Below are 26,046 nucleotides of genomic sequence, written 5' to 3'. Positions count from 1 at the left end.
ACAAATGAAAGATTTAATAATTACAGTAAAAACGCTTTTCGGATTTGAAGATATTCTTAAGGACGAATTGAAAGAGTTAGGTTATGATAAAGTTGAAATTCTGAATCGAGCTGTTCAATTGAATGGGAATTGGGAAGATGTTTATCGCTTAAATTATAGATGTAGATTGGCAATTTCTGTTCTTGTTCAAATCAAATCTTTCAATGTTCACAAAGAAGATGATTTATATAAAGAAGCTAAGAAAATTGATTGGCCTGCTTATTTTGATGTAGACAAAACATTTGCAGTGAAAGGTGCAGTTTTCTCTTCTTTATTTACACATACACAATATCCTTTCTTAGTTGTTAAGGATGCAATTGCGGATGTTTTTAGAGAACAATGTGATGATAAAAGACCTGATGTAAACTTAAAATCACCGCAAGTGATGTTTGATGTTTATATTAAAGAGAAAAATGTAGTGGTTTCATTAAATACAAGTGGAGTTCCTTTATTTCAAAGAGGTTACAGACAAGAGGTTGGTGAAGCACCAATGAATGAAGTACTTGCCGCAGGTATTTTACGCTTGTCGGGTTGGGACAGAAAGTCAACTTTAATTGATCCAATGTGTGGTGCTGGAACGATTGCTATAGAAGCAGCGCTTTGGGCAGCAGATATTCCTGCAATGATTGAAAGAGGTCATTTTGCATTTAAAAATTTCAAATCTTTTGATGCTGAGGCATGGAAAAGGGTGAAAAACGAAGGGAATAATCGTCCAATTAAATTAGGATTTGACATCTTGGCTTCGGACAGCGATGGAGAAATGATTAAAAAAGCCAGAAGAAATAGTCGAATGGCTCCAATTGGAAACATGGTGACTTGGGACATTAAAGATGCTTTGGAATTAGAGGCTCCAGACGATAAAGGTATTTTGATTGTAAACCCACCTTACGGAGAGCGTATAGGAGAAGAAGTTGAAGAATTATACACAGAAATGGGTGATTTATTCAAACAAAAATTCTTAGGATACGATTGCTGGGTTGTGTCGTCGAATATTGATGCTTTAAAAAACATTGGATTAAGACCAAGTAGGAAAATTAAAGTTTTCAATGGTAATCTTGAATGTAGTTTACGTCAGTTCCAAGTTTTTGCTGGTTCAAAGAAGTACGACAATAGTGAAGATGAAGCGGATGGAGTTGTCCCTAAACCAAGAGGTGTTCGTAGAGAAAAGCGCAAAAAAGTAGAAAGAGTTGTTGAAGAGCATGAGAATGAAGAAACAACTTCAATGGATACTGCTGTTGAGAGTGAGAGTGAGAAAGAAAGCGGAGAAGATAAGAAAGAATACAAGCCAACAAGAAGAGTAATTGAAACTCCTTCATCTGATAATCCACGTAAAAGTGCCGCTTCAAGATATGGTCAAGCTAAATCTTCTTATTTACCAGTTGAGGATGAGGAGAGCGTTGCTCAGAGTGAGAAGGAGAAAGATAAAGAGAGTGGAGTGGAAAAGAAAGAATACAATCCAACACGAGTAGTAATTGAAACTCCAGAAGTAGAGCCACGTAAGAGTGCCGCTTCAAAATATGGACAAGCAAAATCTGCTTATCTTCCAGTAGAGGATTCAACGAAAGAAAAAGTTGAAAAAGAAGTAACTCCAGCTGATTCGAAGGATGATGAAACTCCGGTAAAATCGGAAAAAACAGAAAAAGAACCACGTTTAGGAGCAGCCAAATATGGAAGTACTCCAAAATTTATGGCTGCAGCAGAAGGAGATAAAAAAGAAGAGGAAACAACGGAAGACAAAGTAACTGAAGACCATTCAGATTTCGAGGATGATTTTGAAGAAAATAAAGAAGATGAAATGACTTTAAAAGATAAAATTGCAGAAATGAAAAAATCTCGAAAAGGAGAAGAATAAAACGCAATCTTTATAGGATATTAGAAATCCCGAATCAGCAATTTATGTTGACTCGGGATTTTTTGTTTAGTTCAGTTGAACCTTTAGGTCGAACCTGAAGGGGCAGCTTAATTCTTTGTCACCTTACACTCTTCTGAACCGCTATCATCATGTGTGGACTAAACTGCAATACGTTTTTATCGTTCTCGGTTAACTTAAGCAGTTCTAACAAGGTTTCTCTTTTTTCTTCATCTTGCATACTTTTGAAATAATTCTTATCGAGCCAAATCATTCCTTCCACAGCATACGTGTTAAGATAAATCAAATCTTGATCGGTAAACTCAGCTTTTAATTGTTCAGGTTTATGATAATAACCTTCAGCCAAGAGCCAGGGAAAATCATCAGGTGGATTATGAACACCGGTTGTTAATTCTTCCTTACACATATCTAAAAAAGGCTTTTTGTGAATTAGCCCATTCATTAGTCCAACAACTGTTGAAGCAGTAGAATTGATTGCGAATCCTAAAATAATTCCGTCCTTTTTCAATACTCTTTTGGCTTCTTTAATAGTTAAATCTCTGTCTTCCTTTTTCTGAAGGTGATAGAGTGGGCCATGCAGAATTACTAAGTCAGCAGAATTATCTTGGAAATTCAGATTTCTAGATTCACCTTCATGAACAGTGAATTTATTCTTTAAATTATTGGCTCGGTTTTGTGCGGTAATGAGATGTTTCATCACAGGTTCAACTAAATGAACTTGATGTCCCTTTTTGGCTAACCATTCAGAATACTTACCAGTTCCGCCACCAACATCAATGATTTTGGATTTTTCGAAGGGAATATATTTTTCTATCAATGATTTTATGCGCTCAAATTCATAAATCCCCATCCCTTTTTCTAAACGGGTTTCTTCCGAAGCTTTATTATAAAATATCTCTAAATCTCTACTGATTAACTGTTTGTTGCTCATTCTTTGTCGATTTTCATCACATTTTGAAATGCTAATTATAGCTCAAAATATTCAAACAATTGACTTTTTGCCAATTGAGTTATTAATAAATTATTGTTTTTAATTGATGGATTATCCACGTTTGAAACATGATTGGTTCCAATACGCTATTCACTCGATAAATCGAGGAAGTCTTTTTAGATTTAAGACATGGATAATATTTTAAATGTAGAATAACAGACTGCGAAAGTAAATAATAATTTTGAAATGAAAAGTGGTAATCCGATAGGTATTGGATGAAAAATGATGAATGAAAAATATGAGGTACTTAATTTTTTAGTTATGGTTTCATTCTCGGATAGAATGCAAAATCTGTAATTTTAAGATTAGAATTTTTGTTAGCAAGCGTTACATTGAGCTTGTTGATGTGGTGAGCTTGTTTTTAAGCATGAGTTGAATTAATATCCTCCCTCTGTATCTCCCTCCAAAGGGAGAGTTGCTTCGAACTAACATTCACATTAATTAAATTAAAATCCAAAATCAATAATTTCTTAGGTAGAATTTTTGTTATCAAGGCGCGCTGGTTTTTTAAAATCATGAGTTGACATAGGTCAATGATTGATTTTAAAAAACGAGTGCAAAGCAGCTAACGGAATTTCTAACCAGAAATTTTATAATTTATTTCTTTGGATAACTTCAGCTCCTCAGGCTCCACCTTCGGAGTATACCCAAACAATCTCATAAACTTAATCGCTTTAGCTACACGATATGGCACATCATTATCCCAAGTATCATCCTCTTCATGACGTGTGATTTTTGCTAAAACTTCATCTGCACTAATTTGAAGTAAATTGTAGTCAAACTCAGTTAACGCTTCAATTTTATTGTTGTCTTTCATGTAAGTTAATAGTCCTTTTAAATGTTCAGGAACTACAACATTCTTAAATTCATACAATTCACCATTGTTATAATCAATTGCAGGATAGATGTAGAGTTTAGCATTTCGTCCAAATCCTTTTCCAAATGCTTCTAACAAACCACCACTTAGATGTGTATAATATTTCTCATCGAAAATATTATGAATATTGTAAATTCCTAGAATGATGGCCATTTTGTAGCCTTTGGTGATTTCACTTAAATAGTCAACCATTTCATAATAACGAAGATAGTTTGAAATCATAACTGTATAACCCAAAGCCCCGAGAAGCTCTGCACGGTCAACGAAATCTTTATCTGAAATTTGACCTCCAGAGGTTAAGTCTCTTAAAGTTAACTCGAAAATTTCTCTTACATCTTTCTTCTCAACACCTTCTTCTTCATAGAATTTTCCTCTCGCGCTGTTTAACATGTCGATATTTACCTTTGTAACTGGTCTAAATCTACCACGCATTAAAAGAATATTCTTCTTGTATAATTTACTTGCCGGTTGAAGTACTTTTCCTGTTTGGTCAAACATGGTAGCTTCAGTAATTCCTCTTTTTACAAGGTTTAAAGCGATAATTCTATTGTCAATGTGTTCAAAATCTGGACCTTCAACATGCAACATGTCAATTTCCATTCTGTCTTTTGGTAAATGGTGAACTAAACTATTGATAAAGTAGTCTAGCTCTCCAGTTGCATGAAAATAAGCTGCGTAGACCAAATTCACACCTAAAATCCCTAAAGCTTCTTGCTGGGCAGTATTGCTTTGGTCATGCATCTTTACGTGCAAAATAATATTGTTTGGTTTGGTGTCTGGATTTACCTGAAAACGCAATCCAACCCATCCTTGACCTTGGTTTGTTTTATGGTAATTTAAAGATTCAACAGTATTACAAAAAGTAAAAAATCGTGTGTGTTCTTTTCTCGATTCTAAACTGGTTGTCAACATTTCAAACTCTTTGTTGAGCATGGTTAACAATCGTTCTTCACAAACATAACGTTTTGCTTTTCCATAAATGCTATCAGAAACTTTCATGTCATAAGCAGAACTTGCAAAAGCAATTGTACCTGAACTACCTCCAGCTCTAAAAAAGTTAGCAGCAACCTCTTGTCCGGCACCAATTTCAGAGAATGATCCGTAGATATCTGAATTTAAATTTATTTTTAAAGCTTTTTCTTCTGTTGTGAGTCTTCTGCGATCTTGCATGAGTGAATTTAATTAGAAACAAAGAAACAAAAATTGAAGGATTAATCATAGCCGACGAATGTAAAAAGTTATAAATGCTTGTTGGATACCTTACCAGTAGATTGTTAATCAGTTAAGCAATTTTCTATCAGACCATTTTTAACGACAACCAACAAGATAAGTCTTCATTCCGATAAAATTTTTAATTCTACCAAATGAACTAACATGTCGAGGAATCCCTGTTTTCAATTTTGGTTAGTGTTGCTGAAGTATTAGTTCACTATTACTTCCATTAATTTTCTTGCGGAAAGGTGGTAGAATCATGTTTTTTAATAAGCTCCTGGGTCTTTAAAATCAGGATTGTTCAAAAAGTTTTCATCTGTAAAGGTTTTTAAAAAAGATTTTATCAAACCATGTTCTTGTGCATCTAACTGTACACCACCTTGATGAGCGAATTCTATCAACGGGTCAATGGTGGGGCTTTCAACAATACCAAATGAATAATGATTTATTACTTCATCTAAATTTGAGAATCTTCCGTCGTGCATATATGGTGCTGTAAATTCAATATTCCTTAAACTTGGAACTTTGAATTTTCCTAAATCACTGCTATTTCCTGTGACGGCCATTCTACCGATGTCTGGAAAGGTATTGTCCAAGCCGTTATTCGAGAACAAGCCTTGAATTTCCATCAAAGGACCATTGTGACAATGTAAACAGTCTCCATTCGTTAAACTAAAAAATAAATCCATTCCGGCCCATTCTTCATTGGTGATTTGGGAATATAAATTTTGTTCAAAAGCATTCAATGATAAACCATTTTGGTATTTGTACATCACATCATATTTCGATTGACTAGAAATCAAAGTCCTCAAAAATTGAGAAATTGCTTTAGCAATATGTGTTGAATCGAAATCTACGACTTCAAAAACACGGTAGAATTCATTTTGATATTCTTCAACGGAATTTAATTTTTGTGCAGTGGCGTCCCAACTTTGATTCATTTCAAGTGGATCACTGACAGGATGTAAAACTTGTTCTTCTAATGTTTCTACTCGACCATCCCAAAAATAAGCACTTTGCCAACCCAGATTGACTAAAGCCATTGATTGACGTTTTCCAATTTCCCCATTTACGCCAGTTGAAAATGTTTGAGGATCAGAAAAACCGTTAGCTTGATTGTGGCATGAAGCACATGAAATAGAATTGTCTAAACTTAGTCGGGTGTCGTAGAATAGTCTTCTTCCCAATTCAACACCTTCCACTGACATTGGGTTGTCTTCTGGTATTGGCATTGCCGGAAAATGACTCGGAATTTTTAGTTCGTATGGTGTAATAGCCATATCTACCTCATTCTTTTTACACGAAAAAGTGAGGAGAGCTAACAATACGATAAATACAAACTGTTTCATTTTTCGTTTCAATTAATTCAAATAAGCATTTACTCTTTCTCTGCCTTCGACAAGCTAAGTCAGCGGGAATATACTCTGGTGACTGAGCCTGTCGAAGGCAACAGATACTGATTGAAAATCCTAACTTACAAACTTAACGCTTCCACAAAATTATCAATAATTTTCTCACTCAGTGATATTTGACTTGGTGTGGTATGCGAAGTTCGTTCATTTTTAATATCAATATCTTGTGTTGACCCATCAAAAAAATTGTATAAATCTATAGTTATATTCGTTTCAAATATATTGTCAGTTACCTTTTCCCAATCTAAGTTTTGAAGATTAAAACTACGTAACATTTGATCTCTTCCTATATGATAAGCGAAATTAGCAATTCCAGTACCATCTTGGGTTGCAGAAGTGTCTGCTTTACCTTCTAATATAATGAAAATATAACCTGTGTTCCATCCCCAATGCATATCTCCAGTATTCAAAATAAACAAAGGGTCATCAGCTTCTCTCGCCGAAGGATCTTCATGGTTTTGAGTAGCATCGACTCCAATATTTGCAGAAAAATTCGAAAAGTCAAGATAATTTCCGGCCCCTTCCCATAATAGTCGCTCATTTTCTTCGAATTTATACACCGCCGATTCAAAAAGTCGTTTTCCATTATTTTCGAAATTGGTCATGATGAAATTCAGCTTCGTAAATTCAATTGTATAACCTTCTTGGGTAGTGTAGTTTTGATTAAATTCCATTGGAACTCCGTTATAATTCGGAATAATATTTACACGTGCTTTTAGTTCATAATCTTCAGGGTCAACCTCAAGTGGTTGCTTGTTATTACAGGAGTAAAGTAATCCAAAAGAGATCAGAAATATAAATAAGGAGAGCTTTTTCATGGTGTAAATTTAATATCTATTCGCTAATGTATTAACGTTAAAACAAAGGGAATAGTTTATGAATCAATATAATGATTTTATAAATGAGAATCAATAGAATTTAAAAGATTCAATGATTTTCAAATGAATCGGACAAAATTCACGAATTTTATTTCTGAATTAATTCAATATTCCCTATTTAATAGACGATAAAATCTTAAATTAGTTGGTTCTTCATAATTAGAGTCATGCTAAACGAAACATTAAAACCTTTAACCATTTATAGCGCTTCTGCCGGAAGTGGAAAAACCTTTTCCTTAGTTCAGAATTATCTCAAATTGACATTAGGCGATAATGTTTCACAGAAGAATTTTGGTAAAATTTTGGCAATGACTTTTACCAATAAAGCCGCTTGGGAAATGAAAGAGCGTGTCATTCAAGCACTAGATTGGCTGGCATTCCCCGAAAGAAAAACTGAAAAGGAAAACAAGAAAGCAAAAATGTTGTTGTCAGCAACGGAAAACACCACGGGATTGCAGGCAAAAGTGATTCAAGAGCGTTCTAAAAGGGTTTTATCTGAAATTCTGCACAATTATGAAGATTTTAATATTCTTACGATAGACAAATTCAGTCTCCGCTTAATTCGAACTTTTAGCCGTGATTTAGATTTGCAAGAGGATTTTGAAGTGACATTAGATCAAAATATTTTGTTGGAACAAGTCATCGATGAATTGATGTCAAAATTAGGGAAGACCGGTGAAGAAACGGTGACCAATTTGGCAATTAATTATGCAAAAAGTAATGCAGATGAAGGAGATAAGTGGAATTTTAGAGGGAGTTTAATCGAGTTTAGTAAAGTCTTGACCAATGAAAAAGATCAGGATTATATTCAAGAATTGTTGAAGAAAGACTTTAATGAAGAAACATATCAAGAAATCAAAGATGAATTAAAAGACTTGGGAGATCAGCATTTGAAAAAATGCTTGGAGATTTATCAATATTTTCAAACATTAGGAACTTCAGAAATCGATTATCCGGGGAAGTCAAGAGGCATTCATCCAGTATTAGAAAGTTTGCCTTCTCGTACTTTGACAGACGTTAAACCACCAACCGCTGCAATAATTAAAACGCTGAGCGGAGAAAGTATCAAGCCAGCGCATAACGTTGACGAAAAATTAATGCGCATGATGGAAGAGCTTTTCGCCATGGAAGCAAAACTTTCGGAACGTGTTTACACTTTGCTTAAAATCAAATCGAATTTCTATAATTTGGCTTTGTTGAAATATATTTCAAAGGAATTAACGATTTTCAAAGAGAAGAAAAATATCATCGGAATCTTTGAATTTGGACAACGCATTGCAGAGTTACTAAAAAAAGAAAATGCTCCTTATATATATGAAAGATTAGGAAATCGTTACAATCATTATTTGTTGGACGAATTTCAGGATACAAGCAGATTACAATGGGTGAATTTGATTCCTTTGGTTCATGAATCGATGTCTAACAATTATGAAAACTTGATTGTTGGAGATCCAAAACAAGCAATTTATAGATTCAGAAATGGATTGGTTGAACAGTTTGTAACACTTCCAGCCATTTATAATCCAGATAACGATGCTAATTTCGCTCAACTTTCAAATTATTTCCTTCAAATGGGGAAGAAAGTTCCTTTGGAAGAAAATTACCGTTCTCGAAAGAATATTGTGGAGTTTAACAATACTTTCTTCAAGCGAATGTTGGAACAAATGCCAGCACATTTTGAAGAGTTTTATAAAGATATTCACCAAAATCCGAAAGGCGCAGATGGTGGATTTGTTTCGATTAATTTAGTTCCTAAAGTAGATAAGGACATGCTACTAGAAATGGAAGAAACTTTCCTTCTTGAGAAAGTGGGTAAATGCATTGAAGATGGTTTTGATCCTGGAGATATTTGTATTCTCACAAGAGGAAAAAAGGAGGGAAGGCGTTATGCGAAATATCTAATTGAAGCCGAAAAAGGCTATAAAATTGTTAGTTCTGACAGTTTGTTGGTTTCTTCTGATGCATCGGTAGGATTATGTATCGATTATTTGAATTTGAGAAGAAATAGTGGAAATAAAACCACTCAAATAAAATTTGCAACAACTTTTTATCGTCAGCAAAAGAAGGATCCAATTGTGGAATTAAACAAGTTTTGGAAAAATGATAAAGTAGGTAGTTTTGATTTTGAAGTATTTGTAATTCAAGAATTTGATTCTATGGAAAATCTTTTTTTTCCTTATGAAAATTTATACGGATTGGGAGAGAGTTTTATCGCTTTGGCAGAACTTAGTGAATTAAGAAATCCTTATTTACATCATTTATTGGAATTGTATCAAAATTATGATTTGAAATTTGGACCAGACATTCGCGGTTTTTTGGATGATTGGAATGCGAAATTAAAGGACAGTACGATTCAAATGCCTGAAAATAAGGATGCCATTAAAATCATGACAATTCACAAATCTAAAGGATTAGAATTTCCTGTCGTGATTATTCCAAACTTAAGTTGGGGACTTAAAACAAGTTGGGGAAGTCATTTTGTGGAAGCGGAAGAAGATGTGGTTTTATATTCCAAATTGAGTAAAACCAACGTCCCAGATTATATGATGAGCGCTTTTAAATTGGAATACAACCAACTATTGTTGGATGAATTGAATATTTTATATGTGGCATTTACCCGACCAAGTGAACGATTATATGTCATGGCAGAAACCAAGCAACCTTCTACAAAAGATGGATTTTTCACGCAAATTAATCAGCCAGTAGCTTTGTCTACAGAAACATGGAATGATGAACAAGTGACAGAAAAGACGGACGAGGTAATTAAATTTGGTGAAGAAGAAAAGCAAGTTAAAGAAACTTCAAATGATGATGAGGAAACGAATTTTCTTCCGAAAGATTTAAGTGATTTTCTATGGTTCCCAGAATTGACCTTACAAGATGAAGAAGCTTTAGAAACTGAGGTTTTCAATGAAGAACAGCAATTTGGAAATGAATTGCACTTAGTTTTATCAGAAATTAGAAAAGACAATACGATTGATGAGGTAATTTCAAAACTAAAAATGGATGGTTTAATTGAACCGAAATTCGAAGAAGAAATTAAGAAAACCGCGATTTCAACTTACAAACTTTTGGAAGAACAAGACTTCGCCAAGAATGCTGATCAAGTGTTAGACGAACAAGATATTTTAATTAGCGAAATTGAAGTCAAACGTCCGGATAAAATCTTTGTTACAGGAAAAAAAGCTGTGGTTGTTGATTTCAAAACTGGAGAACCATTACAAAAACACAATTCTCAGGTTTTTAATTATTGCAAGCAATTAAGCGATATGGGATTTGAGGAGATTGAAGGATATTTGCTGTATACGCAGAATTTAGAGTTGAAGAAGGTGAAGTGATTTTTCTAATTTCTCCCTTTACTCAATTAAAATTTTCCAAAAAATGGGTGAACAAATCGGTGGTGCAGAAGTTCGTATAGATTCTGAAAAAGAATAATCACTAATTAATAAAGTAACGACCCTTGCAATTATGATCAAAACAGATAAAACGAATCCGGTTATAATTGATAAGGAAACTACTTTGCTAATTTTCATTTTCCGGATTTAAGTAGTCTAACGAAAGTACTATTAAAAATGGTAAGGTTTTTTTACAACTTTCGATTCATTTTACAGTTAGAGTTGAACAATCATACTTAACTTCAACAGACTATCAACACTTTTGTTTCTTAACCTTCAATTGATTTTAAAGATCTGAGGTTTATGTATTTATAGCATTGGTGAAATTCGAACTCATAATTGCGGTTAATCTTAACACTTATTTTTAGTAAGCATATTAATTTTTAGATTAGAGTACTAAATTTTATTTAATATTGTAAGACAATAGACAAAAACTAAAAAACATACAACATGTTAGATTTTTTGCTCAGTGGAGACGCCTTGATGGCATTGTTAACACTTACTTTTTTAGAGATAATTTTAGGAATCGACAACATCCTATTTATTTCTATTAGTGCTGGGAAATTACCTGATAATCAACGAAAAAAAGCCACAAATCTTGGGCTTTTGCTTGCCTTGGTTCAGCGTGTAGTTCTTTTGTTCTTTGTTTCGTATTTAACGAAACTTCAAACTCCTTTTTGGACCGTTGAAACTTCTTGGCTTTCCTTTGAATTAAATGTTCAAAGTTTGATTTTATTGCTTGGGGGTTTGTTCTTGCTCTATAAAAGTACTACTGAAATTATGGAAAAGTTAGAATCGAATAAGGCTGAAGACCTCAAAAAGGAAAAGCCTAAATCCTTGAAGGATGTCATTTTGCAAATCTTGATTATTGACTTGGTTTTCTCAATTGATTCAATTTTGACGGCTGTAGGAATGACCAGCGGATTACATCCAAACAACAACTACACTTTGGTTTTGATGATTATAGCGGTCATTATTTCAATTATCGTCATGATTGCTTTTGCGAATAAAATTAGAGAGGTTATTGAAAGGCATCCAAGTATGCAGATTCTCGGTTTGGCATTCTTGATCCTGATTGCTTTCCTTTTAATTACGGAAGCAGCACATGTTTCTCATGCAGTTGTATTCAATAATGAGGTGGGCGTAATTCCAAAAGGATATTTGTATTTCGCAATTGCATTCTCGTTAGGAGTTGAAATTATAAATATTCGAATGAAGAAATCAAAAACGAAGCAGTCTGAGTTACCTAAAAAATAGCAGATTATTATTTCTGCGCTACTTCGAGCTTGAGGTAGCGTGGAAGAAATTCTATAAATTATAGAAGAAACTATTTACTCTACTAACGGCTCTCAGAGTTGTAGTTTCATTCTGTTGCCAATACTTTCTTCCCCAGTCCATTTTAGGGTGTAAAATTATATCATTTACTATTGTGGTGATGTATCTTGCTTGAATTTCATCCAGGTCTCTGTAAGGCAATCTCGAATAATCTTGAATGGTTTTGTTAAAGATCATGCTGTAAAATGTTGAAGCAACTAAAAATGATCCCAATTCATTTTGATGGTAGTCATCATCTGCATAAAGTTCGAAGTTAGGATGTTGATTTCTGGTGTTAGCCCAAACTTTCCCAACTGGTGAAATAGCTACTTTGTAGAGTTCACCTAAACGATAGTATTGTTTCTGAAGTCGCTCTTGCATTTCCTCATATTCAATTGATTTACGCTCATAATCAACATAAATTCCATCTTTATATCCCCATGTCATAAACAACATGATTTTTGCTTTTGGATGATGATGGCGCACACTGTCGATCATCATTTTTCCATATTTTATTGTTGTTTCAGTAAAAATGTGCTCGGCATACAATGGTTCATAACTTAAGGCTTGCAAAACCACATAATCCCATGGTTCAGCTTTAATCATCTCATAAGTTTGAGGGTTTTTAGCATGATAACTCCAGTCTTTTCCGCCTTTCGTAATCTGGGCAGTAAATAGAGATTCTCCTTCTCTTTTTGCAATTCGCTCTAATTTTTTAGGCATCTGATAATTCATCGTGAAACTATTTCCAATAAATAGGACGTTCTTTGTTTGCCCAATTCCATGAAGGGAGAAAAGTAAAAACGATAGAATTAACAATAGCTTCATTAAAAATGATATTATTTTGAGGGTGAAATTAACTAAAAGTGAATTACAGCATCCAATTATTTATGGATTATAAATTCTAATGAATTGTCCGCCATAATACTCAACTAAGTATGAGCGCAACCCCCACTTTGTATCCCCTCCAATAATAGAGCCATCATATAAAGAAAATTGAGCATTTGAACATGGATCGTTTAAAATAAGGAAGTTATTAGGGTCTGGAGTTAATCCTGTTTCACAATCAAAACTTCCTTCTGCTGGTGAGTGTCTATCAAAAGCCACAAAAACATTTAAACTTTGTCGATAAACAATTACACCTTTTGATCCAATTCCAGAAACATAAGCCCAACCTCCAATACCTTGTAAATCGGCATAAGAAGGGAGTGTGAGATTAACATTAGCATCAAAAGAATAATAAGGAATTGGGTGTTGCTTATTCTTAGAACAGCTTAATAATGTTGCTGTTATGAAAAAAAATAGTATATTACGGATGTTCATGGTGCTATATTATCTATGTGCGAATTTATGATAAATAGAACGATTTACATAATAACAATATTGTTATCTTGCCTATCACTTTTAACCACTTCTTGTTCAGTTTCGAGACCTTATGGGATGTCGAAAGAACAATTTCAGGATCAAAAAGAATTAGAAAAAGATAAGGAAGCCGCCGCCAAAGCCTACGAAAAGGCAAGAAAGGAGGCTGCTAAAGAATTTTGGTCCATGCAATCGAAAGAAGTAAAAAAAAGGATTAAAAAAAATAATAAAAAACGCAGTTGGGAAACTAAACAAAGAAAGCGACGTTAAAGTTCGATATTTTTAAAATGCTCTTCAATTATGAATTTCCATTTAGAATGGTTTTTATGTAATTCATAAAGATATTCTTGCTCCACTTGACCGGGAGTAGGAATTAAAATCGCTTCATTTTGCGTTTCCACTAAATCCATAATGGTTGTATAACCAGCTCGACTAATCACCGTTTTGCTATTCTTCAATAATTGAGCGAATATTACATGGTTTGGAGCAGAAATAATATTGATGTTTGATTCTTTCAGTTGGTCATGATACAATTCAGTGGGCACAATAATTGTTGATTTTTCTGAAGATTGTTTTAATTTTTCAATTAATAATTCTAATAATTGTTGATTGTACGGAGTTGGACCACTCACAATTCCTAAATATCTAAATTGTGCTTTTTTATTAGGTTGATATTCCTTTTTAGATTCGCAAAAACGAGTACAAGTTCCTATGAAATATTTATTCTTATATTTTCCATTACTCAATTTGCCACTGTATTTTTGAGATGCTGTATCAGGAACCCAAATTTCATCAAATGCAGAAAGTAGGATTCTATTCCATATTTTTGCTAAAATATTCCACTTCTGAACTGGAAGATTAAGTTGATGAGAAATAATTATGCTTTTTACTGATTTTGAAATAAATCCGAAGCGCTGATCTGAAAGAATTAAATCAGGATTGAATTTTTCTACTAGTTCTGCGACTCTTCTTTTTTCATCTTTTAAAAATGAGTGTAAGGATCCGATATTTTTTAAAATATCTAATGTCCAATTGCCATTTCCATTAAACTTGAAAGGATATCCTTCATGTGGAACATACCAAATTTCAGGAAAATAATTTCTGTAGAATTGCTCTTGATTTGCGTCGCAGCAAATAATAATTTCATTCTTATTGTCTAGTAACCATTTGATTATAGGGATTGTTCTACACACATGACCCAAGCCCCAATTCAAAGGACTCAATAAAATTCGAGAATGTTTGATAGATTTTATGGGCGTTTGATGCACGTCACTAAGAAGATTTCTATTTTTGTACGACCAAGTTAATAAATAATGGCTAAAAACAAGCTTTTTAAATTCAACGAGATCACCAAGATGGATCACGTTTTAGAACCTTCTGTTGAAATGACCCTCAACAATGAAATTGATTATAAAGGAGACTGGAATTCACGTTTCTTTAAAAATGACAATCCTATAATTTTGGAATTAGGTTGTGGAAAAGGAGAGTATGCTGTAGGTTTGGCTCGAAAATATCCACAACAAAATTTTATTGCAGTGGATATAAAAGGAAACCGAATTTATATCGGAGCCAAAGAAGCACAAGATGAAGGTTTGGAAAATATTTTCTTTTTAAGGACTAAAATTGATTTTATCGATTACTATTTTGAAGAAAATGAGGTGGATGAGATTTGGTTGACCTTTTCAGATCCGCAACCGAATAAACCAAATAAAAGGTTGACATCAAAAACATTTATCGATCGTTACCGAAAAATCTTAAAACCAGGTGGAATTATTCACTTGAAAACGGATAGTGATCTACTTTTTGAATCAACGGAAGAACAAATTGCTGAACATGGCTATAATTGTTTGTTCTCAAGTTGGGATTTGTATGGTGATATGGAGAAATTGCCGAAGGACAGTCAGGATATTCTAAAAATCAAAACACATTATGAGGAGCTTTTTACAAAAAGAGGTTCTCAGATAAAATATTGTACGTTTACTGTGAACTAAATTTCAGCGATGAAGAATTTTGACACAGTAAGTGAACAAACCAAGGATTTTTTTCAGCGGGTGTTTGAAATTACACGTCTAATTCCTGAAGGTAGAGTAACTTCTTATGGCAGTATTGCTAAAGCTTTAGGAACAGCGAAATCGAGTAGAATGGTTGGCTGGGCAATGAATGCTTCACACAAAGAAAAAGGTATTCCAGCACATAGAGTGGTGAATAGAAATGGGATGTTAACCGGTAAAATGCATTTTTCTCCACCGGAATCAATGCAAGATCAATTGGAAAAAGAGGGAATTGTTGTGGTGGATGACAAAATTGTAGATTTTAAAAAGCATTATTGGGATCCACAGATTGAATTGGGAGATTTCTGAATATGAAATCCATTTTCTGAGTTACACTAAAATTTGAAAGTAGTCATTGATAAGAGTTAACTCCATGGATTTCAAATTTTAAAGCGTCTTGCTAATGAATCTTAAATTCAGAAATTTGGAATCTTTACTCCTTATTTCTGTGTAAGGCGTTGATTCAGAATGAATCCCTCTCCAAAGAGGGAGGCAGGTGGCATCTCCTAACGAGCTTCTACCTTTTTTAAGTCTTTTTCCCTCCTGAAAATTCTGACAAACTTTTCAACTCACCTAAACTCTTCTATCTTTTTCTACCCTCATCCAATCTCTGCTTCTCATCGAATCTTTGCGTAATTCTTCTTCTCTTTTCCCCTTCAAACCCATTTTAAATAAAAAACATCCTTATTTTTGAGCTATGGTATTTGTAACAGGTGGAACGGGATTACTGGGCAGTCATTTGTTGGTTGAATTAACTCAACAACATGATCAAATCACGGCGATATATCGCGATGAATCCAAAATTTCAACTGTTGAAAAATGCTTTGCTTTCTATTTAGGAGAAAACGCTTATTTTCATTTCAAAAAAATCGTTTGGAGGAAGTGTGATATTTTAGATATCCCATCGTTGGAAGAGGAACTTGAAGGCCATAAAATTGTTTACCATTGTGCTGCTATTGTTTCATTTTCTAAAAGAGATTTTATTCAAATGATGGAAATCAATCGGTATGGAACAGCAAATATGGTGGATTTATCACTGGACCTAGGTGTCGAGAAGTTCTGTTATGTGAGTTCCACGGCCGCTGTTGGGAATAAGGATATCCCTGAACAATTAGAAGTGGATGAAAATGGAAAGTGGGTTTTAACAGATGAAACAAGTGGATATTCAGTAACAAAATACAGTGCTGAAAAGGAAGTTTGGAGAGGAATTGAGGAAGGGCTAAATGCTGTAATGGTGAATCCATCAGTTATTTTTGGCGCAGGAGATTGGAACGAAAGTTCAATGAAAATTTTCAAAACAATTGACAAGGGTTTGAAATTTTATTCTCCCGGTGCCAACTCCTTTGTTGACGCTCGAGATGTTGCAACAATTATGGTTGAATTAATGAACCGTGATATTTTTAATGAGCGCTTTTTATGTATTGGAGAAAACTCATCGTTTAAACATCTTTTCGAATTAATTTCTAAAGAATTGAATCAAAAGCCACCTTCCAAAAAAGTAAATCCTATGTTAATGGGAATAACTTGGAGGCTTTCTGTGTTTTGGGCTGTATTAACTTTCTCAAAACCACTCATTACAAAGTCGGCAGCTAAAAATGCTTTCAATACAATTAAATACAGCAATCAAAAGGTTAAGAATGCCATAAATTTTGAATTTCATTCACTTGAAGATACTGTAGAAAATGCTGTGCAAGGTCGAATAAAATAATATTAGTTAAACTTTTATTCATTGGCTTTAAAATTGTTGATTTTGGAATAATATTCCATATTATTGCTTGTTATTACCAATACAATTAATTCTTTAGTATTCTGATTAAGGATGGTTAAATTACGTTCATCCATGAAATTTGTGGTAGAACTAAACATTAAAATGTTATTTTAAAAGACACTAATAATTTCAACTTCTAATATTTTCAATCAATTTGCATGAGTATGCTGTCGTCACTTTCTAATTTAAAACTTAAAAAGTTCATTTTTCCAATGATGCTTCTTGCTTTGGCTTGGATTTTTTACAAGCATCCACATGTAAGTGAAATCGCTGCTGGAATAGCAATTCTATTGTTTGGAATTATCATGTTGGAAGACGGGTTTAATGCTTTTGTGCAAGGACCAATGGAAAGAATGCTTAAAAAAATGTCAGAAAGTGTGAGTAGATCATTCACCTTTGGATTTATCACAACAGCAATTTTGCAATCGAGTGCTTTGATTAGTGTGGTTGCAATTTCTTTTTTAAGTGCTGGACTTATTTCACTTAAATCAGGAATTGCAGTCGCTTTTGGTGCCAATTTAGGAACAACTTCAACCGCATGGCTCGTTTCAACTCTGGGATTTAAGCTCGACATTGCCTCCTTTGCTTTTCCCATTTTGGCATTTGGAATTCTGTTTGTTTTGCAAAAGAATGCGGCTGTTAAAGGTGTTGGTTTTGCTATGGCAGGTTTAGGTTTTTTCTTTCTAGGAATAGAATTTATGCAAACAGGTTTTGAGACTTATCAGGATAAATTTGACTTGTCGAGCGTTACTTATGACGGTTTATTGGGGGTGTTTGTGTTTGCCTTTATTGGTGTTTTACTCACCATTGTTTTGCAATCCGGGAGTGCTGTAATTGTCCTTGTGTTGACTATGTTACAGACGTCTCAGTTGGAATACTTCAATGCTTTAGCTTTAGTTGTTGGAGCAAATATTGGAAACGTGGCCACAATGATTCTTGGTGCATTAAATGCAAATTCCAATGGAAAAAGACTGGCAGGAGCACAAGTAATATTCAAATTGTCTGCTGGAATTGTGAGTTTGCTATTGATTTTTCAATTGGCAGATTTTGTAGACTTTGTCGCAGAAAATGTAGGTGTAGATGAAAATAATTTTGCCATAAAATTATCAATTTTCCATACCTTATTTAACCTCATTGGTGTTCTACTAATGATGCCTGTACTGCATTACATTATCAAATTTTTAAAACGTTTGATTCCAGATCAAAGCGAAAGCAAAATGGAAATTGCCAGAGCCAAGTATTTGAATAAAAGTATCTTAAAATATCCTCAATCTACAATTCGTGCTTTATTAGATGAAAGTAAATATTTATTTGAAAAAACGACGTTAACCATTGTAGCCAAAGGGCTTTTTATTGATCCCAAGGCAATAAAGAGTGATGTTGATATAGAAGAGATTATTGATGACGAAGATTCAGAATACGACATTGATGTAGAAGAAATGTATTATTCTAAAGTCAAAATTATTTACGGTAAAATCATTAAATATGCCACGCTTTCGGAAAGTGAATTTGCATTAACTCCTAAAATTTTATCCGCATTCGCAAGAGTTAAAGATGCAAGTCGTAACCAAGTTTTAATCATTAAAAATATTCGGGGTTTACATAAGAATGTGAAATTATATCTTAATTCTGACAATAAATATATAGAAGAAGAATATGAGAAAATGAGAAAATTTGTAGCACATACTTTAAGGCAAATTCATATTCTACAAAAGAATCCGGAATCAGTGAGTACAATGGTGAAGCTTGATGAGATTAAAGAAACTGCTTCAACGCGCGATTTGTTGTTGAGCGGTAGATTTGAATATTTAATTCGTGAACATAAAATTTCAAGTGTGATGGCTTCATCGTTGGCAAATGACAGCTCTAACGTGAATGAAATTGTGTTAAAAATGATTGAATCAGCTGAATTACTTTACATTGAAAGAAACCACTTACTGAAGTTAACTGAAGATGCTTGACTTCTTTGGTCACAACGTCTCACAATTATTTGTTGAATTAATTTTTTATTTCATAATAAATCTTACATTCATAAGGTGATTTAAGTAAAAATAAAAACATTGACATTAGCAATTGGTATCGTAATTGGAATTTTACTTGTTGCATTTGCTTTATTTGCAAGTGAGAAGTTCACAGTGGATAAAACCGCTTTCTTTATTTTAGTGAGTTTACTAATCTTTGGAATTGTAACTCCTGAAGAAGCGGTTTCTGGATTTTCAGACAATGCCGTTCTAACAATTTTGTGTTTGATGATTATCGCAATTAGTTTAGAAAAGAATGGGGTTGTTGCATTAATGGCTAAGAAAATCATTCCAATCACTAAATATCCGCTTTGGTTTTTCTTGCCTCTTTTAATGATAACTGTTGGGTTTCTTTCTTCCTTTGTAGCAACTACAGCAGTTGTAATCATCTTTATCAAACTTATAAATGAATTAGATAAACAAGGAAAGGTTGATCGCTCACGCGTTTTACTTCCCATTTCTTTCGCAGGTATTTTAGGTGGAAGTTGTACCTTGATGGGAACCAGTACCAACTTAATCGTTTCGGATATTTCTAGGAAATCAGGAATAGGTCGGTTTGATTTCTTCGAATTTTCTGCAGCAGGAGCAATCTTTCTTTTGGTTTCAATTCCAATAATTTATCTTTTATCGAAGAAGTTTTTGCCTAGAACACCACCTGTAGAAGATTCAGGTAATAATAAATACGAATATGTTACAGCGGTAAAAATTAAATCAGATTCTAAATTAATTGGTAAGAAAGCCAATGAAACTGATTTATGGAGTGAAAATAACATTCGTTTAGTTAAAATTCAAAGAGGAAGGCGCCATCTTAAAATTGATTTGCAATCTCAAATTTTACAGGAAAATGATATTCTATGGTTGGATATGACGCTTGAAGACCTAACAACACATACCGAAAGTTTAGGAGTAAGTCTCTTGGGTGTTGATCAAGATTTAATAGAAGAACATTTAACAAATGAATACCATGAAGTTATAGTTTTACCAGGTTCCCGTTACATAAATATGACAATTGAGGAGTTTAACACGAGCTTGCCCGATAATGTAAAAGTTAAAGGAGTAAGTCGAGATAAAAAGCTTAAAAATCATGGTAGTTACTTTAACAAATTCGTTTCCAAGAAGTATTTAATACCAGGGAATCGAGTGTTGCTATCTGGAGATTTAAATGAAATTCAGAAAATCGCCAGAGACAATAATCTTCTTTTTGCTAATACTGTAATCACAGATCCTTATATACCAACTTATAAAAAGTTGATTAGTTTGCTTGCCATTGTGATGGTAGTCATTCTAGCTGCAACGAATACTTTTTCTATTCTTAAAAGCTGCCTTTTGGGAGTTGGTTTGTGCTTATTTACGGGCTGTGTTCAGTTGAAAGATGCTTATGCGGGCATCAATTGGCAAGTGATTTTCTTGTTAGCAGGAATGATTCCATTGGGAGTTGCAATGAAAAATACAGGAACAGATGTTTATATAGCTGAACATTTATATACTGTATTAAGGTCTGTTCCGACTTCCGTCACGGTCTCCATAATATTTGCATTTACTGTGTTAATGAGTGGTTTCGTTTCTAATAATGCTACAGCTATTATTATTGCGCCAATAGTAATTGCGGTTTCTGCCAAAATGGGACTAAATCCAAAACCTTTATTATATGCTGTGATGTTTGGTGCGAATTTTAGTTTTTATACTCCCATGGGTTACCAAACAAATGCTATTATTTATGGTTTAGGAATATACAAATTCAAACATTTCTTGATAATTGGTGGTGTTTTGTCAATCGTTTTATTGATTCTGGCTTCTATTTTATTACCGATGCTGTATTTGTAGAATGAATAATAATTTCTATTTCAGATCCATATTATTGATCAATTCTCCAGCTTTATTTCCAGTGAATTCATTTTCAAAATCAGCGAAATTTTGTGGGGTTGCACGCTTAATAAATTCGCCATTTTTTAATAGATGAATTTCGTCACAAGTTTCAGAAAGTGTTGAGAAAATATGGGATGATATGATTATCGTTTTACCTAATTCTTTAAGTTTTTTGATTATTTCTGTGATTAAAATATTGCCATGAATATCTACACCATTGAAAGGTTCATCAAGAATAAAAACATCATTTTCTTGAAGTAAAATAGCTGTTAATGCTAATTTCTTCTTCATACCCGTTGAATAAGTTGAAGCATATTGATTCAAAGGTAAATCAAAAATATTTTTAGAATTTATATCGGTATTTTTTATTTTTCGAGCATTCAAAAGAAGTTGAATATATTCTTTTCCAGTGATTCTATTAAAGAAAAATGGGTCTGTAAAAAGCAGTCCTAAATGATTTTTAAGTTCATCATAATCTGAAATTATTTTTCCCTTATATTTTTCTAATTCAGCAATACATCTAAATAGCGTAGTTTTTCCTGAACCATTTTCACCAACAATACCATAAACCTTTCCTTTTTCAAAAGTGATATTGATTTCTTTTAAAACATGTTTTTTTCCAAAGGACTTTGATAAATTTTTAATTTGAATCATTTTTTAAAATATGATTTAATTGCGTGATAGATTTAAAATAAAAAAGTGGAATAACTGCCAATAGTAGTGGAGGGAAAAACACACAGGCCAACAAAAGAATACTTTCAGGTAAATTCATTGCATTTGGGAAAACAGAATATTTAGCTAAAATCATAGCAATAATATACAGTAGACTCAAAAGACTAAAAAATAATGTTGTGGTGTATTCTTCTTGGAAAAACAACAGCAAAGAAGCAGTTGTTGGAAAGATGAGTAAAGATAAAAACATAATTCCTGTTCCTATTTTTCTAAATATAAATTGTTTGGGAGAGCAGCTAAAATTCCAAACATAGATTTCATTTTCCGGTTTAGCGTAAAATGAAAAAACTACAATTGTGATTAAAAATATTGAGAAAATGCCAAGATTAAAATTCTCTACTTGTATGGATTGATAAGTGATGAAATAGGCAATTGGAAAAACTAAAAAAGTCTTTCTAAAACCTACAGGAAATTCAAAAGGGACTTTTCCAAATGGAGTAGGAAGAGTGAAATTTAAATTGCTTTTGACATCGAAAATGGATTGAAAAAAACAAGCGAAAATAAGAACAAATGAAACAATAAATGATTGCTCATAGATGAGATACAACAAAAAAGGAAAGGCGATTATTAAATTTTCAGTGATTCTGATTTTTCTGTAATTGTTCACTGCAAAAACAGTTTTTAAAAAATCAATTCGTTGTGTATTATTCAACTTTGAAATTAATCCAAAGACTACAAAAGCATAAATATAATCTGCGTAAGGAGTTTTAGAAAATAAATAAAGGGATGAACCAAAAAATAGAGCAGCAGCTAAAATATATCCCATGACTGGTTGTAAACCAATTTCATCGATTTTTCTGTTAAGCAGAATGAATTGAAGATTTAAGTATTCTTTCATTGTAATCAAACAATTATACAGTTTTTTATATCATAATGAGTATCCCCATCTAATATAAACGTAATTATTCATGCGTTTATTTGTGGAAGATGATGATATTTAGTTTGAAATGGGACTATATTTTCCTTAATTTTGAGATGGTTTAAGATCATAGATCAACCAACTTTTTGCATATACCGTTTACTTAAAACATGAAACTATGAAATATCGTTTTACAATAATGTTCTTTTTCTCACTCAGTGTTATGATTTCCAGTTGTAAAGAAGGACTGCAACAAAATGATAATTCTGAAATTTCTAAGGACAAAGCATTGCATTTATCTTCAGAGGAAGGAATCGAATGGCATGTTTTAGGTTCTAGAATTACAGGGAAAGTTTTAAGTGATCATTCCAATGGAAAATACGCTGTTATTATAACGGAAACACCACCAAATGGAGGTCCACCAAAACACATTCACACGCGAGAAGATGAATTGTTTTATGTGGTAAAAGGGCGGTATGAATTCACATGTGGAGATGAAGTTATTATTGCTGAACAAGGAGATATGGTTCATTTACCCAAAGGGAAACCTCACTCATTTAAGAATATTGATACAATAACAGGAACCACGATGAACACAATAACTCCTGGGGGTTTTGAGAATTTCTTTGCGGAAATATCATCTCTTTCAAAGCGAAAATTATTGGGTAAACCGCAAATAGATTCTTTGGCAGTTGTTTACGGAATTGAATTTTTGAAAGCCGATTAAGTGCCTGATGAAATCAGTTTATTTAGAATTGTTGCTATAGCGTTTCAACAGAATTATACCCCAATGTCTTCATTCCACAATTCTGGGTTTTCCGCGATAAATTCATCCATTAATTCCTTGCATCTTTTGTCATCCAGAACAATTACTTCAACACCATTTTCTTTAAGGTGTTTTTCGGCACCTAAAAAAGTTTTGTTTTCTCCAATCACAACTTTTGGAATTCCATAAAGCAATATTGTACCTGAACACATAGGACAAGGTGATAAAGTTGTGTATAAAACACACTCCTTGTAAACTGAAGCGGGTAATCTTCCTGCGTTTTCTAACGCGTCCATTTCACCATGTAAAATCACGCTTCCTTTTTGAACCCTTTTATTGTGTCCACGTCCAAGCACTTTCCCATTGTGAACCAAAACTGAACCAATAGGAATTCCTCCTTCCGCTATACCAATTTCTGCCTCTTTTACTGCTTCTAAGAAAAATTCATCCATAGTTTTGATTATTTATAAAAGTATAGTGACAAGTTAGAAATAAAATTAGACTTTCTTTTACTGGTCTCAGGAATAGTTAAAACTATGCTCCTGATAAGCCATCGAGATTAGTGCATCTATCCTCTAATGTCTATTTAAAAGGAGTCTAATTTTATGCTTCCGTTATGGATTTGTTGACCATAAAGAAGCGCTTTTCAGCATTGCTCTTTTTGGTAATTTTATTCCGGCTATAATTAATTCTGCGAAATCTTCAGGTTGTAAAACGCTGTCTTGAGATTCTTTAATTGCGATTCCTAATTCAACCGACATATCAGTTGCAATAGTACTTGGAGTTAATGTGCAAACTCTAATGTTGTTTTTACGCACTTCTTTCATTAGAGATTCTGACATTCCTATTACTGCAAATTTAGAAGCTGAATAAGCTGAAGTACTTGCGTTTCCACTTAATCCGGCAGTAGATGAAACATTAATGATTTCACCTTCATTTTGATCGATTAAATGTGGAAGAACTTCTTTTGTCACATAATACATTCCCATAAGATTGGTTTGAATTATTTGACTCCATTGACTTACTTCCATTTCGTTGAACGTTCCAAAAGCTGCAATTCCAGCGTTATTTACCAAAATATCAACACCTCCTAGTTGCTCAATAATCTCTTTGATTCCTTTTTGAACTTCTTCATAGTTGCTTACATCAAAAACAGAATAAATTGCGTTTACTCCCATTGCTTTTATTTCAGCAACAGTTTCCTGTAAAACGGTTTCATTTCTACCTGTGATTGCAACATCGATTCCTTCTTTAGCGAATGCAATTGCAGTTGCTTTTCCAAGTCCTCTACCACCTCCCGTGATTATTGCTTTTTTGTTATTTAAAGTTGTCATATTGATTTTTAGAATATGTTATTTAATGACCATTAGTTATCGAAGCTATGATGGTTGTAAAAGGCAAATTTAGGGAATTTAAGCTGTTCTAGTTTGATAAAGAATCATATTATACGTGAGAATTAAAGACATTACTTTGTTTTAATTGAATGGCAACTTTTACCTTTGAGTTAAATCATTGATATTACATTCACTATCTTTCTTATGCTGGTTACAAGTCAATGATAGCTTATTTTAAAGATGTTTTATCTTTTCCAAATTTGATTTTGATTGCTTTCTCGGTCCTGAATATTATCATAATTATGGCTAAAGTCATTAAACCTAATCCAAGCATCATTGAAATAATTTCATTCGGATAATAAACTAATCCTATCAATCCGGTTAGCGTCAATAATGCTCCAAATTTCACGGTTTTTTTAGCAGAATAATCCTGTGCAAATGCCCATCTTTCTTTATTTTCCATTGCACTTAAAGTTCGATATCCATATAGACTATTTATCTTTTTTGGAGGGAATTTCAATATTATTATCCCAACCAAAACGAATATCGTTCCAGTTAAAGTTGGAATAACAAATAGTGGGTTTTCAAAATACATGTTTTATGTTATTCTAAAGATGTCAAGTAGTTCTAATCCTTATTAATAACCTTAAGAATTTTTTTTGCAAAATCAAGTTGACCATCTTCGCTAGTTAACATTTTTCTATCTTCTGCATTGGAAAGGAAACCTAATTCCACCAAAGCACTTGGACAATTTACATCTTTAAGGATTTTGAAGTTTGCAGTCTTAATTTGGCTGTTCGCGATGTCAAAACTTTGTGCAATATTTTGCGCTAATTGCTTAGATTTTTCAATCTCTTTATTGTTTTCACTAATGTATATTTCAGTTCCACTTTTACTTTCATCTTCATGTAAATTTGCATGTAGTGAAATCACAAACTCAGGATTTAATTTATTGATCATTTTAGCCCTATCTTCCAGAGATAGAAAAGCATCAGAACTTCTAGTTAATAATACCTTAGTGTAATTGTTTCTGTGGTTTTCTTGAATCTTTTTAGCAATACTCAAAACCACATCTTTTTCGCTAATGTTTTCGAATTGAGCTCCTGAATCTTTTTCACCGTGACCAATATCAATAACTATGATTTTGGTGTTGGCGCCAGTAAAAGCGAAGGTGAATGTCAATAATGCTATTCCGATAAATTTTAAAAGGGTTTTCATTGATTTGAATTTAATTAATAGTGCTGTTTATTTCTCTTGATATTGTAATACAATATTGATTAAATGTAACACATTATTTCA

Annotated in this window: 24 protein-coding genes; 10 read left to right on the top strand and 14 right to left on the bottom strand. The window is 33.1% G+C overall.

Annotation, left to right across the window (positions count from 1 at the left end):
- Window positions 1-4 precede the first annotated feature (4 nt).
- Window positions 5-1,891, top strand: coding sequence for a THUMP domain-containing class I SAM-dependent RNA methyltransferase (locus tag C6368_RS00520; RefSeq protein WP_107037217.1), 1,887 nt, complete (start codon window positions 5-7; stop codon window positions 1,889-1,891).
- A 118-nt stretch (window positions 1,892-2,009) separates the two neighbouring features.
- On the opposite strand, the gene C6368_RS00515 is transcribed toward C6368_RS00520, so the two are convergent.
- From C6368_RS00515 to C6368_RS00500, 4 genes are all read right to left on the bottom strand, one after another.
- Entirely contained in the window at window positions 2,010-2,840 is an 831-nt protein-coding gene (locus tag C6368_RS00515) for a class I SAM-dependent methyltransferase (protein WP_107037216.1), read from the bottom strand.
- 637 nt (window positions 2,841-3,477) lie between these two features.
- Window positions 3,478-4,947, bottom strand: coding sequence for a TonB-dependent receptor (locus tag C6368_RS00510; protein ID WP_199851567.1), 1,470 nt, complete (start codon window positions 4,945-4,947; stop codon window positions 3,478-3,480).
- A 308-nt stretch (window positions 4,948-5,255) separates the two neighbouring features.
- Window positions 5,256-6,338, bottom strand: coding sequence for a cytochrome-c peroxidase (locus C6368_RS00505; protein WP_199851566.1), 1,083 nt, complete (start codon window positions 6,336-6,338; stop codon window positions 5,256-5,258).
- Window positions 6,339-6,463: 125 nt separating this feature from the next.
- The gene (locus C6368_RS00500; RefSeq protein WP_107037214.1) at window positions 6,464-7,219 is read right to left on the bottom strand and encodes an MbnP family protein; all 756 of its coding nucleotides are present in this window, start codon (window positions 7,217-7,219) and stop codon (window positions 6,464-6,466) included.
- A 227-nt stretch (window positions 7,220-7,446) separates the two neighbouring features.
- On the opposite strand from C6368_RS00500, the gene C6368_RS00495 reads away from it, so the two are divergent.
- Window positions 7,447-10,617: a UvrD-helicase domain-containing protein gene (locus tag C6368_RS00495; RefSeq protein ID WP_107037213.1), complete on the top strand. Its 3,171-nt coding sequence runs from the start codon at window positions 7,447-7,449 to the stop codon at window positions 10,615-10,617.
- A gap of 507 nt (window positions 10,618-11,124) precedes the next feature.
- Window positions 11,125-11,931, top strand: coding sequence for a TerC family protein (locus C6368_RS00490; RefSeq protein WP_107037212.1), 807 nt, complete (start codon window positions 11,125-11,127; stop codon window positions 11,929-11,931).
- A gap of 51 nt (window positions 11,932-11,982) precedes the next feature.
- Here the strand turns inward: C6368_RS00490 and C6368_RS00485 are convergent, their stop codons facing one another.
- Together C6368_RS00485 and C6368_RS00480 are read right to left on the bottom strand one after the other, a co-directional pair.
- Entirely contained in the window at window positions 11,983-12,816 is an 834-nt protein-coding gene (locus C6368_RS00485; protein ID WP_107037211.1) for a DUF4886 domain-containing protein, read from the bottom strand.
- A gap of 60 nt (window positions 12,817-12,876) precedes the next feature.
- Window positions 12,877-13,311 carry a Rieske (2Fe-2S) protein gene (locus C6368_RS00480; protein WP_107037210.1) on the bottom strand — a complete coding sequence of 145 codons (435 nt, stop codon included), beginning with the start codon at window positions 13,309-13,311 and terminating at the stop codon, window positions 12,877-12,879.
- Window positions 13,312-13,428: 117 nt separating this feature from the next.
- On the opposite strand from C6368_RS00480, the gene C6368_RS00475 reads away from it, so the two are divergent.
- Window positions 13,429-13,620: a hypothetical protein gene (locus C6368_RS00475; protein WP_107037209.1), complete on the top strand. Its 192-nt coding sequence runs from the start codon at window positions 13,429-13,431 to the stop codon at window positions 13,618-13,620.
- Here C6368_RS00475 and C6368_RS00470 read toward each other — a convergent pair.
- Window positions 13,617-14,573, bottom strand: a complete 957-nt coding sequence (locus C6368_RS00470; protein WP_159038334.1) for a glycosyltransferase — start codon at window positions 14,571-14,573, stop codon at window positions 13,617-13,619. The two genes, C6368_RS00475 and C6368_RS00470, sit on opposite strands and share 4 nt — an antisense overlap.
- Window positions 14,574-14,663: 90 nt before the next feature.
- Between C6368_RS00470 and trmB the strand changes: the two genes are divergently transcribed.
- The 3 genes from trmB to C6368_RS00455 all read left to right on the top strand — a co-directional run bounded on the left by trmB (window position 14,664) and on the right by C6368_RS00455 (window position 17,109).
- Window positions 14,664-15,341 carry a tRNA (guanosine(46)-N7)-methyltransferase TrmB gene (gene trmB, locus C6368_RS00465; RefSeq protein WP_107037207.1) on the top strand — a complete coding sequence of 226 codons (678 nt, stop codon included), beginning with the start codon at window positions 14,664-14,666 and terminating at the stop codon, window positions 15,339-15,341.
- Window positions 15,342-15,350: 9 nt separating this feature from the next.
- On the top strand, window positions 15,351-15,710 hold the full coding sequence (locus C6368_RS00460; RefSeq protein WP_107037206.1) for an MGMT family protein: 360 nt from the start codon (window positions 15,351-15,353) through the stop codon (window positions 15,708-15,710).
- 388 nt (window positions 15,711-16,098) lie between these two features.
- Complete coding sequence (locus tag C6368_RS00455; protein WP_107037205.1) at window positions 16,099-17,109, top strand: NAD-dependent epimerase/dehydratase family protein; 1,011 nt, start codon at window positions 16,099-16,101, stop codon at window positions 17,107-17,109.
- Window positions 17,110-17,123: 14 nt separating this feature from the next.
- Here the strand turns inward: C6368_RS00455 and C6368_RS17175 are convergent, their stop codons facing one another.
- A complete protein-coding gene (locus tag C6368_RS17175) occupies window positions 17,124-17,267 on the bottom strand; it encodes a hypothetical protein (protein WP_159038333.1) in 144 nt (47 codons plus the stop codon).
- 66 nt (window positions 17,268-17,333) lie between these two features.
- Between C6368_RS17175 and C6368_RS00450 the strand changes: the two genes are divergently transcribed.
- Together C6368_RS00450 and C6368_RS00445 are read left to right on the top strand one after the other, a co-directional pair.
- The gene (locus C6368_RS00450) at window positions 17,334-19,130 is read left to right on the top strand and encodes a Na/Pi cotransporter family protein (protein ID WP_199851565.1); all 1,797 of its coding nucleotides are present in this window, start codon (window positions 17,334-17,336) and stop codon (window positions 19,128-19,130) included.
- Window positions 19,131-19,229: 99 nt separating this feature from the next.
- Window positions 19,230-21,014, top strand: coding sequence for an SLC13 family permease (locus tag C6368_RS00445; protein ID WP_159038332.1), 1,785 nt, complete (start codon window positions 19,230-19,232; stop codon window positions 21,012-21,014).
- 15 nt (window positions 21,015-21,029) lie between these two features.
- On the opposite strand, the gene C6368_RS00440 is transcribed toward C6368_RS00445, so the two are convergent.
- Window positions 21,030-21,710: an ABC transporter ATP-binding protein gene (locus C6368_RS00440; protein ID WP_107037203.1), complete on the bottom strand. Its 681-nt coding sequence runs from the start codon at window positions 21,708-21,710 to the stop codon at window positions 21,030-21,032.
- Window positions 21,697-22,626, bottom strand: coding sequence for an ABC transporter permease (locus tag C6368_RS00435; protein WP_107037202.1), 930 nt, complete (start codon window positions 22,624-22,626; stop codon window positions 21,697-21,699). Before C6368_RS00435 ends, C6368_RS00440 begins: the two co-directional genes overlap by 14 nt.
- A gap of 199 nt (window positions 22,627-22,825) precedes the next feature.
- Between C6368_RS00435 and C6368_RS00430 the strand changes: the two genes are divergently transcribed.
- The gene (locus tag C6368_RS00430) at window positions 22,826-23,374 is read left to right on the top strand and encodes a cupin domain-containing protein (protein ID WP_107037201.1); all 549 of its coding nucleotides are present in this window, start codon (window positions 22,826-22,828) and stop codon (window positions 23,372-23,374) included.
- Window positions 23,375-23,427: 53 nt separating this feature from the next.
- On the opposite strand, the gene C6368_RS00425 is transcribed toward C6368_RS00430, so the two are convergent.
- The 4 genes from C6368_RS00425 to C6368_RS00410 all read right to left on the bottom strand — a co-directional run bounded on the left by C6368_RS00425 (window position 23,428) and on the right by C6368_RS00410 (window position 25,965).
- The gene (locus C6368_RS00425) at window positions 23,428-23,865 is read right to left on the bottom strand and encodes a nucleoside deaminase (RefSeq protein ID WP_107037200.1); all 438 of its coding nucleotides are present in this window, start codon (window positions 23,863-23,865) and stop codon (window positions 23,428-23,430) included.
- A gap of 162 nt (window positions 23,866-24,027) precedes the next feature.
- Window positions 24,028-24,747, bottom strand: coding sequence for a 3-ketoacyl-ACP reductase (locus C6368_RS00420; protein WP_107037199.1), 720 nt, complete (start codon window positions 24,745-24,747; stop codon window positions 24,028-24,030).
- Between the two features lie 229 nt (window positions 24,748-24,976).
- Window positions 24,977-25,342: an SdpI family protein gene (locus C6368_RS00415; protein ID WP_107037198.1), complete on the bottom strand. Its 366-nt coding sequence runs from the start codon at window positions 25,340-25,342 to the stop codon at window positions 24,977-24,979.
- A 32-nt stretch (window positions 25,343-25,374) separates the two neighbouring features.
- Window positions 25,375-25,965, bottom strand: a complete 591-nt coding sequence (locus tag C6368_RS00410) for an N-acetylmuramoyl-L-alanine amidase family protein (RefSeq protein WP_107037197.1) — start codon at window positions 25,963-25,965, stop codon at window positions 25,375-25,377.
- Window positions 25,966-26,046 lie beyond the last annotated feature (81 nt).

This window comes from Brumimicrobium mesophilum (genome assembly GCF_003025005.1).
GTDB lineage: Bacteria > Bacteroidota > Bacteroidia > Flavobacteriales_D > Crocinitomicaceae > Brumimicrobium > Brumimicrobium mesophilum.
The sequence above is the reverse complement of the archived record's forward strand: the minus strand, read 5'-3'. Positions and strand labels throughout refer to the sequence as shown.